This window comes from Palleronia sp. LCG004 (genome assembly GCF_032931615.1).
GTDB lineage: Bacteria > Pseudomonadota > Alphaproteobacteria > Rhodobacterales > Rhodobacteraceae > Palleronia.
Genome location: NZ_CP136763.1, coordinates 60,042 through 72,219, shown reverse-complemented (window position 1 = coordinate 72,219; position 12,178 = coordinate 60,042). Strand labels below are relative to the sequence as shown.

At 68.8% G+C, this 12,178-nt stretch carries 10 protein-coding genes; 4 read left to right on the top strand and 6 right to left on the bottom strand.

Going from position 1 to position 12,178, the window contains the following annotated elements; all coding sequences use genetic code 11:
* Nucleotide 1: 1 nt before the first annotated feature.
* Nucleotides 2-1,147 carry a UDP-galactopyranose mutase gene (locus tag RVY76_RS18425; protein ID WP_317378036.1) on the bottom strand — a complete coding sequence of 382 codons (1,146 nt, stop codon included), beginning with the start codon at nucleotides 1,145-1,147 and terminating at the stop codon, nucleotides 2-4.
* Between the two features lie 161 nt (nucleotides 1,148-1,308).
* Between RVY76_RS18425 and radC the strand changes: the two genes are divergently transcribed.
* Nucleotides 1,309-2,307, top strand: coding sequence for a RadC family protein (radC, locus tag RVY76_RS18420; RefSeq protein WP_317377853.1), 999 nt, complete (start codon nucleotides 1,309-1,311; stop codon nucleotides 2,305-2,307).
* Nucleotides 2,308-2,399: 92 nt separating this feature from the next.
* Complete coding sequence (locus tag RVY76_RS18415) at nucleotides 2,400-3,116, top strand: haloacid dehalogenase type II (protein ID WP_317377851.1); 717 nt, start codon at nucleotides 2,400-2,402, stop codon at nucleotides 3,114-3,116.
* 4 nt (nucleotides 3,117-3,120) lie between these two features.
* Here the strand turns inward: RVY76_RS18415 and RVY76_RS18410 are convergent, their stop codons facing one another.
* The 3 genes from RVY76_RS18410 to RVY76_RS18400 all read right to left on the bottom strand — a co-directional run bounded on the left by RVY76_RS18410 (nucleotide 3,121) and on the right by RVY76_RS18400 (nucleotide 6,453).
* Nucleotides 3,121-4,521 (bottom strand): phosphomannomutase, encoded by a 1,401-nt coding sequence (locus tag RVY76_RS18410; RefSeq protein ID WP_317377849.1) that lies wholly within the window; start codon nucleotides 4,519-4,521, stop codon nucleotides 3,121-3,123.
* Nucleotides 4,508-5,947 (bottom strand): mannose-1-phosphate guanylyltransferase/mannose-6-phosphate isomerase, encoded by a 1,440-nt coding sequence (locus RVY76_RS18405; protein ID WP_317377847.1) that lies wholly within the window; start codon nucleotides 5,945-5,947, stop codon nucleotides 4,508-4,510. The genes RVY76_RS18410 and RVY76_RS18405 overlap by 14 nt, the downstream gene beginning before the upstream one ends.
* A 215-nt stretch (nucleotides 5,948-6,162) precedes the next feature.
* Complete coding sequence (locus RVY76_RS18400) at nucleotides 6,163-6,453, bottom strand: hypothetical protein (protein WP_317377845.1); 291 nt, start codon at nucleotides 6,451-6,453, stop codon at nucleotides 6,163-6,165.
* Between the two features lie 261 nt (nucleotides 6,454-6,714).
* Here RVY76_RS18400 and RVY76_RS18395 point away from each other — a divergent pair, with 261 nt between their 5' ends.
* Together RVY76_RS18395 and RVY76_RS18390 are read left to right on the top strand one after the other, a co-directional pair.
* Nucleotides 6,715-9,612: a glycosyltransferase family 2 protein gene (locus tag RVY76_RS18395; protein ID WP_317378030.1), complete on the top strand. Its 2,898-nt coding sequence runs from the start codon at nucleotides 6,715-6,717 to the stop codon at nucleotides 9,610-9,612.
* Nucleotides 9,609-11,147: a glycosyltransferase family 2 protein gene (locus RVY76_RS18390; protein WP_317378028.1), complete on the top strand. Its 1,539-nt coding sequence runs from the start codon at nucleotides 9,609-9,611 to the stop codon at nucleotides 11,145-11,147. Before RVY76_RS18395 ends, RVY76_RS18390 begins: the two co-directional genes overlap by 4 nt.
* On the opposite strand, the gene RVY76_RS18385 is transcribed toward RVY76_RS18390, so the two are convergent.
* Both RVY76_RS18385 and RVY76_RS18380 read right to left on the bottom strand, forming a co-directional pair.
* A complete protein-coding gene (locus tag RVY76_RS18385; protein WP_317378026.1) occupies nucleotides 11,144-11,431 on the bottom strand; it encodes a DUF6525 family protein in 288 nt (95 codons plus the stop codon). The two genes, RVY76_RS18390 and RVY76_RS18385, sit on opposite strands and share 4 nt — an antisense overlap.
* A complete protein-coding gene (locus RVY76_RS18380) occupies nucleotides 11,428-12,126 on the bottom strand; it encodes a metal-binding protein ZinT (protein ID WP_317378024.1) in 699 nt (232 codons plus the stop codon). The genes RVY76_RS18385 and RVY76_RS18380 overlap by 4 nt, the downstream gene beginning before the upstream one ends.
* Between the last annotated feature and the right edge of the window lie 52 nt (nucleotides 12,127-12,178).

The window sequence follows — 12,178 nt, the reverse complement described above, 5'->3', positions numbered from 1 at the left end:
ATCAGAACGGCGACTTCGGAAAGACCGGCGGAGGAGTGCCGTCCGCGAAGGCCGCGTTGAGCATCGCCGCCGCATCGAGCGCCTCGCGGATCGTCACGTCCATGTCGAGATAGCGATAGGTGCCGAGCCGGCCCAGGAAGGTGACACCGCGCGCGGCTTCGGCGGCCGCCACGTAATCGCCCAGCAGCGCCTTCTCGTCGACGAGGCGGATCGGGTAATAGGGCGTGTCCCCGGGCCCGCATTCGCGGGAGAACTCGCGGAAGCAGATCGTCTCCTCGTGGGTTTCCCACGGCGCGAAATGCTTGTGCTCGGTGATGCGGGTGAAGGGCACCTCGGCATCGCCGTAATTCATCACCGCGCAGCCCTGGTAGTCGCCCGTTGCGCGGAACGGTTCGAAATCGAGCGTGCGATATCCCAGACGCCCGCGATCGTGGCCGAAATACGCGTCGAGCGCACCTGTCCAGAGCACGTGATCGGCGCGCGACGCATGAGCCTCGTCGAAGGGCGTCGAGAGATGCACGTCGATATTCGGATGGTCGAGGATTGCCTCGACCAGCGCGGTATAGCCGTGCTCGGGCATGCCTTGGAAGCGATGGGCGAAGTAATCGTCGTCGTAATTGAACCTGAGCGGGAGGCGCTTCAGGATCGAGGCGGGCAGGGCGCGTGGCGAACAGCCCCACTGCTTCTCGGTATAGCCTTTGAAGAACGCCTCGTAGAGTTCGGGCCCGACGAAGCGCAGCGCCTGTTCCTCGAAGCTCTGCGGATCGTCGATCGACGTGTCGGCACGCGCTTCGATGAAGGCGCGCGCCTCGTCGGGGCGCATCGTCGCCCCGAAGAACTGGTTGATCGTGTGCAGGTTCACCGGCAGCGAGAAGACCGATCCCTGCGAGGTCGTCTTGACGCGGTTCTTGTAGGGTTTGAACGGCGTGAAGCCGTTCACGTAATCCCAGACCCCTTCGTCGTCGGTATGGAAGATGTGCGGCCCGAAGGTATGGACCATCACGCCCGTCTGCGCGTCGCGCGCGGTATGGCAATTGCCCGCCACGTGATCCCGCGCCTCGATCACCGTCACGCGGTGGCCGGCCTCGGCCAGCGCACGGCCCGTGACGGCCCCCGACAGGCCCGCGCCGACAGACAGGATCTCCATGGCCATGCTCTTTCCCCGCATCCCGAATTCGCGGTTCCCTCTAGGATCATTGTCCCGCCTCTGCAACGAAGGGTGCAGCAGGGCGCGCGTTAACCCTTCGTTTACCGTGCCCGGCCATGCTCCGGTCCGCCGGAGCACCGGCTGCAAGGAAAGAGGGCCGAATGGCGAAGGATCCTGCGGGGCCGACATTGCGCGCGCGGATCGGAGCCTGGATCGCGGGGGAACCCGCACGCGGCCGCCCCGCTCGCAAGCCCGGGCGGCAGGGCGCGATCGCGCGACCGGCAGCCCCGCGCCACGGCGGATTCTCCGACGATTACGAACGGGGCCTGCGCGATCTCGAGGCGCGGTCGGTCCCGCCGGGTGTCGAGACCGAGCCGGCCTTCAGCCCCCGCTACGAGCGCAACGCCCGCCTGTCGGAAGAGGCCTCGGCCGGCGGCGGGCTCGTGCGGCAGCCCGATGGCAGCCTGCGCCCGCATTACTGGGGCCATCGCGAGAGGCTGCGTCAACGCTTCCTCAAGGGCGGCCACGAGGCGATGCCGGATTACGAGCTTCTGGAACTCATGCTCTTCGATGCGATCCCGAGGATCGACGTGAAGCCGCTCGCCAAGCGGCTGCTGGCCGCGTTCGGCGATCTCAACGGCGTCGTCGCGGCCTCCGAGGCGAGCCTGATGCGGGTCGAGGGCGCGACGCCCAAGGTACATCTGCAGTTGCGCCTGGCCGAGGCATTCGCCCACCGGATGGGACGGAGCCGGATCATGAACCGCCAGGTCCTGGCCTCCTGGGGGGATGTCGTCGCGCATTGCCGCACCACGATGGCGCATCGCAACATCGAACTCTTCCGCGTGCTCTTCATGGATCACAAGAACACGCTCATCGCCGAGGAGGAGCTGGGCGAGGGAACGATCGACCACGTGCCGGTCTATCCGCGCGAGGTGGCGCGCCGCGCGCTCGAGCTCAACTCGAACGCCATCATCCTGGTGCACAACCATCCCTCGGGCGACCCGAGCCCCAGCCGGGGCGACGTGGAGATGACCGAACGTGTCATCCGCGCCTGCGCCGCGCTCGAGATCACCGTCCACGACCACATCATCGTCGGCCACGAAGAGGTCGTCTCGCTGCGTGCCGAGGGGCTCATCGCGCCGGAGCCCGCGATCGCCTGACGGATGATCCGAGGTGGGCCACGAAACCTTCCCGGGTAGCGCGGCATTGCCTTGTCGAACGCCCGTCCTGCACCGACCGGAGGTCCGCCCGGATGACCGACGACCAGACGCCCTCGATCCTCGTCTTCGACGTGAACGAGACGCTGCTCGACATCCGGACGCTCGAGCCGCTCTTCGAACGTCTCTTCGGCGATCGGCGGATCCTGCGCGAATGGTTCGCGCAGCTCGTCGTCTATTCGCAGAGCATGACGCTTTCGGGGCTCCATACCCCGTTCGGAGAGCTGGGCCTCGGAGCATTGCGGATGACGGGCGAGATCCACGGCGTCGAGATCGCCGAGGCCGATCTCGACGAGATGAAGGACCGTATGGGCTCCATGCCCGCGCACGAGGACGCGGCACCCGCGCTCTCGCGGCTCAGGGAGGCGGGCTACCGCCTCGTCACGCTGACGAACTCACCGCCATCGCCGGCACCCACACCGCTCGAACGGGCGGGGCTCGCGAACTTCTTCGAGCGCTCCTTCAGCGTCGAGGCGGTCGGCCGCTTCAAGCCCGCACCCGAGACCTATGCCCATGTCGCGCGCGAGCTCGACGTGGAGATGTCCGATCTCTGCCTCGTGGCATGTCATCTCTGGGACACGCTCGGCGCGCAGGCGGCGGGCTGCGCAGGGGCCTTCGTGACGCGCCCGGGAAATGCCTTCCTCCCCGCCCCGAACCTGCCGGAACCCGACATCGTCGCGGCCGACATGCAAGATCTTGCCGGACAAATCCTCGGGCGGTGGCCCGCCCCCGGTGCGGCGCTCGGGGCCTGAAGGGTCAGCCCCCGAGCGCTGCGCGCGCGCGAGCGAGGCCGGTTGCCAGAAGCGCCTGCGCGCGATCCTCGCCGCGGGCCTCGGCATAGACGCGCAGCTCGGCGGCGTTTCCGGACATGCGCAGATGCACGATGTCGCCTTCTGGATGGATCATCCGCACGCCGTCGGTGAGGTCGAGCTCCACGCTCGTCCCGTCCCAGAAATCGGCGCGTGCCGCGGGATCGTCTTTCAGGCTCTCGATCCAGTCGGCGGCGCGGGGACGATCGACGTCCTGCAGCCTGTCGGCCGCGGTCACCCGAGGCGGAAGCGCGGCGACGAGCGCGGCCAGATCTTTGTCCGCCGCCTTCGCGGCGATGAGCGGGACGATCATCGGCAGAACCGCGTCGCGGGTCAGAAGCGCCTTCAGCCCGCCCGCGTCGAAGCCCAGGAGGAAACCTCCGTTGGGTTCGAACCCCACGACGGAGAGGCCACCGAGCTCGGCCATGCCGGCGATGACGAAGGGCGATCCGATCCGCGTGCGCAGCACCCCGTCGAAACCCAGATCCTCGATCAGCGTGTTCGCGGTCACGGGCGTCACCACGTGGGCCGCCCCCAGATGCCGCGCCGTCAGCGCGCCGAGGATGTCGCCGGGGATCACGCGGCCCGCCGCATCGGTCAGCAGCGGCCGGTCGGCATCGCCGTCGGTCGACAGGATCGCGTCGAGCCCGTGTTCCTCAGCCCATGTCACGAGATCCGCGCGCGTGGCATGGGCCACGGCCTCGGTATCGACGGGGATGAATGTCTCGGAGCGGGCAAGCTCGGTCACGCGCGCACCCATCGCCCGAAGAAGCCCCGCCAGCATGTCCCGCGCCACGCTCGAATGGGCGTAGAGGCCCAGATGCAGTCCCGAGAGCGCCTCGGCCCCGAAGGCATCGAGATAGCGCGCGGCATAGGCGTCGAGCGCGGCACGCGTCGTCTCGGGATCGCCGGGGGCCACCTCGGGGGGCAGGCCGGGCATCTCGCCCGCCGCCGCGTCGACGATCGCGGCCTCGTGGAGCTTGGTGATCTCCGCCCCGCCGCGAGTGTAGAACTTGAGCCCGTTGCGGTCGGCGGGGATGTGGCTGCCGGTGACCATGATGGCACCCGCATCGGTCTCGCGGGCGGCGAGGGCCAAGGCGGGCGTCGGCAGTGCGCCCATGCGGACGGGAACAGCCCCCGCGGCCGCGACGGCACGGGCGGCCATCTCGGCGATCGCGGGAGAGGAGGGGCGCAGATCCTCGCCGATGAGCACGGTCTCGCCCGCGTCGCAGGCGGTGACGAAGCCCGCCACATGGCGCGAGACGACATCCTCGGTCAGCGCCACGACGAGGCCGCGCAGGCCGGACGTTCCGAATTTCGGGGCCTCGATGGGATCAGCTGCGGGCATAGACGTCCTCGTAGCGCAGGATGTCGTCCTCGCCCAGATAGGATCCCGTCTGCACCTCGATAAGGACCATCGGGAGCTTGCCCGGGTTCTCCATCCGGTGGACGGCCCCGAGCGGGATGTAGACGCCCTCGTTCTCGGTGACGAGCTTCACCTCGTCGTCGATCGTGACGCGCGCGGTGCCCTCGACCACGATCCAGTGTTCGGAGCGGTGATGGTGGCTCTGCAGGCTGAGCGCGGCACCGGGATGGACCACGATGCGCTTGACCTGGAACCGCCCGCCGAGGACGAGGCTCTCGTACCAGCCCCAGGGGCGGTAGTCGCGCGGCAGGGTCTTGGCCTGCTTGTGGCCGCCCTCGTGGAGCTTGGCCACGGCCTGCTTGACCTCCTGCGTGCGGTCCTTGTGGGCGACGAGCACGGCGTCGGGCATGGCCACCGCCACGATATCCTCGAGCCCGATGCCGACGATCGCCTGGTCGGGATTCTCCGAGCGCAGAAGCGAATTGGTGCAATCCATCGCGATCGCGGGTCCCGAGACCGCGAGGCCGTCCACTTCGGTCTCGCGCCAGACGGCGCGCCAGTCGCCCAGGTCGGACCAGTCGCCGCGATAGGGCATGACCGAGAGGTTGTCGGCCTTCTCCATCACCGCGTAATCGACCGAGATCGGCGTGATCTGCGACCACGGTGCCGCGTTGAGACGCAGGAAGCCCAGATCCTGACGTCCCTCCGCCACCGCCGTCTCGACATGCGACAGGACCTCGGGCGCATGGTCCGCGAAGGCCTGGCGCATCACGTCGGCGCGGAAGAGGAAGATGCCCGCGTTCCAGAGATAGCGGCCGTCCTCAAGCATCCTTTGCGCCGTCTCGGCGTCGGGCTTCTCGACGAAGCGTGAAAGCGGCCCCGCGCGGCCCTCCTCCGGCTGACCCTCGAGCTCGAGATAGCCGTAGCCCGTCTCGGGGCGGTCGGGCGCGATGCCGAAGGTCACGATACGACCCTCGCGCGCGGCGGGAGCGGCCGCGGCGATCGTCGCGGCGAAGCCCTCGACATCGGGGATGAGATGGTCCGACGGTGCCACGAGGACCAGCGTCTCGGGGCCGGCCTCCATCGCGCGGAGCGTCGCGGCGAGGACCGCAGGAGCCGTATCACGACCCTCGGGCTCGATCAGGACGGGGCCCGGATCGATCCGCCGCTGCGCGAGCTGCTCGGTCACGATGAAGCGGAAATCGTCGGTCGTCACCACGATGGGGGCCGCGAAACCCGGCCCCGCCAGGCGTTCGGCCGAGGCCTGGAAGAGGCTCGTCTCGCCGATGAAGGGGGCGAACTGCTTGGGATAGCTCGCCCGGCTCAGCGGCCAGAGCCGGGTGCCCGACCCTCCCGACAGGATCACGGGAACGATGTCGGTCTGGGGATCGGACGGCGAAGATGGCATGGGACGGGATCCTCGTGGTTCGGCGATGCGGCCCCTCGGGGCCGGCTGCGAAAAATCGGCTCGGACGGCACATGCCGGACGGGCGCACGCGCCGCGTTCCCTCCAATGGCGGAAGGAGCGAGGATGCACACCTGCCGTTCTGGCCTCGCGGATGGCCGTCCACGGCCTCCGCTATGCCGAAGCCCGGCCGGTTTGTCGAGCGCGTCCTGTCGGTTCTATTGCCAGCTATTGCACCGACAGGACACGCCCGGAAAGAAGGCCTTCTCCACCAGTGATGCCGTTGCTCCCTTGAAGATGCCCAGCACCGTAATCCATCCATGGAGAAGGAACGCGCCATCAGATCCTTTCGAAGACCTTTCGATGGCGGGCCTCGACGCGACCGCAATGACCGGCGGACCAAACTGACCGGGAAGGCGCAGAATATTGCGGTCGAGCCGGATCTCGATCTTCGCGGTGGGCGCCGTCGTCGGATCGGTCGCGGCGGTCTGCATCCCGTTCGCGGCCAATCGTCTGTCCGCGGCGAAGCACGCGCGCATCCCCCTCCTCTTCGAGACCTTCCGACCGGCGGGGGCTGACGCGCAAGATCAAGGACCGTCTCGGCCTTGCCCGGTTTCTGCCGGCATCGATGCTGGAGGTCGTGCTCCCCGCCATCGTGCCCGTAGGGTTGAGCGGGGCTGCGGCCTCCGCTGCAAGAAGCCGGAAGGAGGGCCGCTTCCTAACCTCCGGTAGATCGTTTAGGGACGGCCCAAAGCGGGATCGAGGCGGAAATGTCGAGTTTTTCGGAACGTTTGAAACGCACGGCGTTGCGTACAATCGCGACTGGACACCAGATCGCCCTGCCGGTCTTCGATGGCAGCGACGCGGCTCGCTGGCGCGTGCGCGAGATCGCCACGCTACGCCTGAGCGCCATGCGGGCGGGCGCGAAGCTCGGGCAATGGGGGAGGGCGGACCGGCTCGTCGTTGTTCTGGGGCGCGACGCCGATGGCGTGGCGGCCTTTCTCAACACCCATCCCCTGGCGCGGGTGGTCCCGTCCTTCGACCTCCCGGCGCTTCTTGGTGCGGAACTGTCTCCCGCGCGGATCGCCGCGCTTATCCGGCTCTACGCTCGCGCCTTCCGCGAGACCGGCGGGCGCTGGGACCGCTGGCGGATGGGCAAGGTGGCGTCCGGCCTCGAACGCGAGGTTGTCTGCCTCGGGGCAGCCTGGCCGCACGATCTGCCAGATGACGCCGCCGCGCGGATCTCGAAACTCGCCCGCGCCGTCGCCCCACTGAAACTCGTCGTCGTTGATACCGGCGGGGCGGAACATCTGCGCGATCGCGTGGCCCCCGCCGAGTGGCATGAGTCCTCTCCCGCGGCGATGGGTGGTGATGCAGAGCTGAGCGATGCGCTTTTGCACGTGGCGGGTCTTCCACGGGCAGCGATACCCGCGCAAGCCGCCCCGGATGCAGGGATCTCGATTGAGCGGGTACATGTGATGTCGTGCCTCTCGGCGACATACGATCTGCCGCTTCTGGAGCATTTCCTCGGACATTACACTACGCTCGGCGTGCCGCCCGCGAACATCCACCTCATTCTCAATGCGGGCGAAGCGGATGCGCCGGGCATGGCGCGCGCGAGAGAGATTTTGTCGCGATGGGGCGCGGCCGAGCCCGAGCTCTGGATCGGGCCCTATTCCAGCACCGCGATGTGGGAGCGCCGGCGCAATCTGCAATGCGCGCGCACGACGCTCGGGGATTGGGTCATCAGCGCCGATGCCGACGAGCTTCACGTCTATTCCGCCGGACTTCGCGAGACGCTCCGCGCGCTCAGGCATCACGAGGCCGACTGGCTGCAGGGGCCGATGATCGACCGTGTGGCCCCGGGCGGGCGGCTCGCCGCCGTGGAGCCTGACACACCCCTCTGGGAGCAGTTCCCGGTCGAGGGCGATCTCATGTGCCAGATCAGCCGGAAGTCCGAGTACAAGGACGGTGGCGGCACGGTGAAGGCGATGCTTCTGGCCGCGCATCTCGTGCCGGGTCTGGGGGGGCACGGTGTGATCCGCGCCGAATGCGCCAAACGCGCCGAAGAGATGGCGTCCGCCCACGACATCGATCTCGATCGTCCCCGATCGGCCGACGAACGGGCCCTCGCTCGCGCCAGGGCCTGGCAGCCCGCGCCGCTCTGGGGCAGCAATATCGGCGGCCATCCCAGGATTACCGATCCGGTTTTTCGCCTGTCGTTTCCTGCCTATGTCGCACATTTCAAATGGCGCGACGTCCTCATCGACGAACTCACGCGACGGCGGGCCTCGGGACTGCAGACCGAGGCCGCGACGCGATATTCAGGGCAATTGCAGGATTTCCTCAAGGATCGCGGAACGATCGACTTGTCGCGCATGGCGATCAAGCGCGACTGGCACCGCCCCCGGGATTGGACCGCGCAGATCGCCCATCTGCGGGCCGAAGCAACCTCGCGCGAGACGGGCCGCTATCCGCGCGCGCTCTGGCAATGGCCCAAGGCGGCTGATGGCTGGCATGTGCGGCAGTTGAGCTTCGGATCGGCGAGCGGCACCGCCCATTTCCACAGCTATTACGACATTCCGGTCCTCGACCGGTCCGAAACTCGCGTGGCGGCGATGCGTCTGGACATCCCCGAACGCCCGCCGGAGGCCGGGGATCGCGTCACGGTCGGCACCGTCGCGCTCGACGGAACGGGCTTCACGGAAATCGCCGAGACTGCCGCCTGGAGCTGGCAACAGGGCGCGATGGCACAGTTCCTGCCCGGCAGCGAAGACAGCCTCGTCTGGAACGACCGGGAGGGAAGCGATTTCGTGGCCCGCATCCATGACGGATCGGGAATTCGCAGCCTCGACCGGCCAGTCTACGCGCTTGCGCCTTCGGGCGAGGCGGCACTCAGCCTCGATTTCGCGCGGCTCGATGCGCTCAGGCCGGGTTACGGATATGCCGGAGGCCATGCCGATCTCTCCGAACCCGCGCCGGCAGGGGACGGTATCTGGCGGATCGATCTCGAAAGCGGTGCGTCGCGGCTGATCCTGTCGCTCGCACGGGCGCGCGAGGCGCTCCTCGCCATTCTCGGCACCGACGAGCGGGCCGAGCACGAGGGCGCGGGCTATGCCTACTGGTTCAACCATTGCAAGATCGCGCCGGGGGGCGCGCGCTTCACGGTCAAGCTGCGCTGGCGCAAGCCCGGCGGCGGCTGGAACGGGACGATGGGTGTGAGCCTGACCTGCGGCATGGAGGGAGAGGATCCCCGCATCGTGGCGCGCGCCACCTCGCATGTCATCTGGCTAGACGACCGGCAGCTTTATTTCTGGAACCAGGGGGCGGGATACGTGGCGCTGAAGGACGACGCGGAGCTGAGCTGGCCGCGCGAGACCGAGATCTTCGATCGCCGCCACTTCGCGGCCAATGTGCATCTGCGCCACATCCCCGACGATCCGAACCGCATGGTCTTCGACACGCCCTATGCCGAGGAGGTCGAACTCAAACTCTTCGACCGCGAGACCGGCCAGGTCATGCCCATTGCCCGCTGGGGCGGCCACCTGCCCGCCAAGGGGCCCTATCGCTGCGATCTGCATCCCGTGCCGTCGCGCGACGGAGGGCGGATCATCGTCTCCTCGCCCGCCGACGGGCGGCGCCAGATCTACGTGGCGGAGCGGACATGACGGGCCCGATCGTCCTCACACTCCTCGTGCGCGACGAGGCCGACATCGTGGGCGACATGCTGCGCTTTCATCTGCGCGCCGGCGTCGACCACGTGATCGCCATGGACAATGCCTCGACCGACGGGACGAGCGACATCCTGCGCGATTTCGAGGCGATGGGCGTGCTCACCCGGGTCGATCAGCCCTCGGACAGCTACCTTCAGGACGTCTGGACGACCGAGATGGCGCGAATGGCGCTGGAGGATCTCGGGGCGGCATGGGTGATCCCTTCCGATGCGGACGAGTTCTGGATGCCCGACGATGCGGGCGCGGATCTGCGCGACGTGCTGGCCGCGGTGCCCCCCGACGTGCCGCTCGTCTCCTGCGCGCGGGCGAACCTCTTTGCGCCCTGGGAGGAGATCGAGACGCTCGGCTGGCGCGACGCCCTCGTCTGGCGCGCGGTCGCGCCCGCCCCCCTGAGCCCGGCCCGCCTGCGCGATCCCGCGCCGCTGGAGCAGCCCTTCGCCCAGGGCCACATGCCGCCCAAGGCGATCCTGAGGCCCGAAGCCGTCACCCGTATCGGCCGCGGGGCGCATCCTCATGACGTCGACCTGCGTGGTGAAGGCAGGGCCCGCGACGTGCCCGTCACCATCCGCCACGCCCCCTTCCGCGACCGCGGGGAAGTCGCGGCCTCGGTCGCGCGGATCGGGCGGGCCATCGCCGCCGATCCCACGGCCGGGCCGGACGTCTCGGCCAAGTATCGCCGCTGGCACGCCATGGCCGAGACCGGGGGCATCGATGCCGTCACGGCCGAGATCATGCCGGCCCCCGAGGCCATCGCCCGCGACCGGATGGCGGGCCTGATCCGGCCCGACAGTCGCCTGTCGGAGGCGGTCGTCCCGCGTGACGGCAGCCATGCCGCACGGCTGGCGCTGTCGGCGGCGGGGGGCGGCCCGGATCGCATCTGGCAAGACTCCGCGGGGCCGTCGGTGCCGGTTCTGCTCGCGGGGGGAACCCATGCCGCGCGCGGGCGTGTGGCCGCGCGGCTGAAGGGTCTCGGCGTGCGCGAGATCGCTCTCCCGGTCGAGGCCCCCGTCGACTGGCAGGCGCGGATCGCGGCGATCCTGCGCGCGATGGGGTCTGAACCGCGCGAGCCGCTCCTGGCCGAGCTGCGCGCGAGCCGACGAATGCACGAGGGCGGCTGGCACGGACTGCTTATCGACGATCCCGAGATCACCGGTGCCCGGTCCCTCTGGCGGGCATTTGCAGCGGAGGGCGAGGTCGCACCCGCGCTGATCCTTCTGGCCGATGCCGACACCGATACGGGCGGAGGCGAGGCGGTATCGGAGCTGGAGGCCCAGAGCCGCGACATGCCGCGTCTCGTGGCCTCCAGCTCCGATCTGCTCGGTGCGGCCCCCGAGCGGCTGCACGCGGCGATGGCGTGCCTGGGGCTCTGGGTGCCGCTCTCGGTCGCGCTGACCTCAGCGCCCGTCGCGACCGAGAGGGCCGCCCCCGCGCCGGATCTCCTGCGCGCGGGCTGGGGGCTCGCGCCCTAATCGGGCGCGCGGCCCCAGATCGGGACCGCCTCCCGCTCGAGCCGCGCGCGTTCGATCCGGGCAAGGCGCGCCCGGGCCGCCATCGCATCGCCCCGTGAGGCTCCGAGCGCGCGTCGCCAGACCCTGAGCGCCGATCGCGCGGACCATGGCAACGCCGCTTCCGCCAGCCAGGCCCTGAGCTCTGGCGGAAGGCGGTCGTATTCCCCCATGGGATCGACGGATCGAGGGCCGCGGCGCAGGCTGGTGCGTGCATTGGCGCGGCAGGCAATCCGGACGGGGCTCAATGCGCCATCATCTCGCGCGCGACGGCCTCGCCGTCGAGATCCGCGGGGTAGTATGTCGGCCAGTTGGTTACCTCCTCGAGCAGGGCGGCGCGGTCGTCGCCCCAGTAGAGGTGGTAGTGATCCGCATCCCACGGCGCGATGGCATGGTCGCTGAACTGGATGTAGCCGGGAGCCGCGTCGTCGCCTTCGACCTTCTCGAAGACGTAGCGCACGCCGCGATTGCCGGCCTCGTAGGTCAGCACCTCGTAGCCGTCATCGGCATAGCGGCCCATGACCGGCTCTCCGTTCTCGAAGAACGTCACCTCGTCGCCTGCGATCACGATGCGGTCCGTCCCGGTCGCATAGCCGGTCTCGTAATAGGCGGTGTAATCCGCGACGCTCCGGTCGCCATGGGCGGCCTTGTGCTCCATCACCGGGTCGAGCGTGCCGTCGCGCAACAACGGATAGACCGATTGCCACTCTCCCTCCCAGTCCGACAGGGCACGCGGATGGATCTGGTCGTCGTCGAAATGGCCAGAAGCGACGTCGTCGTCTCCGTGATCATGTGCATGGTCATGATCGTGGTCGTGCGAATGGGAATGGCCGTGATCCCCGGCCGCCTCTCCGCCGCCGGTCTGCGACAGGGTGGGCGTGGCGAGAAACAGGACGGCACCGGAGGAAAGGATGCCGATGGCACGGGCGAGAGAGGTCCGCATGAAGATGTTCCCTGATCTTGAAGATGCATTTAAATGTTACGTTATGACGTAA

What these genes read in the sequence shown, in the direction of transcription:
- RVY76_RS18425 (WP_317378036.1), bottom strand. Translation starts at nt 1,147, where the DNA reads ATGGAGATCCTGTCTGTCGGCGCGGGCCTGTCGGGGGCCGTCACGGGC.
- radC (WP_317377853.1), top strand. Translation starts at nt 1,309, where the DNA reads ATGGCGAAGGATCCTGCGGGGCCGACATTGCGCGCGCGGATCGGAGCC.
- RVY76_RS18415 (WP_317377851.1), top strand. Translation starts at nt 2,400, where the DNA reads ATGACCGACGACCAGACGCCCTCGATCCTCGTCTTCGACGTGAACGAG.
- RVY76_RS18410 (WP_317377849.1), bottom strand. Translation starts at nt 4,521, where the DNA reads ATGCCCGCAGCTGATCCCATCGAGGCCCCGAAATTCGGAACGTCCGGC.
- RVY76_RS18405 (WP_317377847.1), bottom strand. Translation starts at nt 5,947, where the DNA reads ATGCCATCTTCGCCGTCCGATCCCCAGACCGACATCGTTCCCGTGATC.
- RVY76_RS18395 (WP_317378030.1), top strand. Translation starts at nt 6,715, where the DNA reads ATGTCGAGTTTTTCGGAACGTTTGAAACGCACGGCGTTGCGTACAATC.
- RVY76_RS18390 (WP_317378028.1), top strand. Translation starts at nt 9,609, where the DNA reads ATGACGGGCCCGATCGTCCTCACACTCCTCGTGCGCGACGAGGCCGAC.
- RVY76_RS18380 (WP_317378024.1), bottom strand. Translation starts at nt 12,126, where the DNA reads ATGCGGACCTCTCTCGCCCGTGCCATCGGCATCCTTTCCTCCGGTGCC.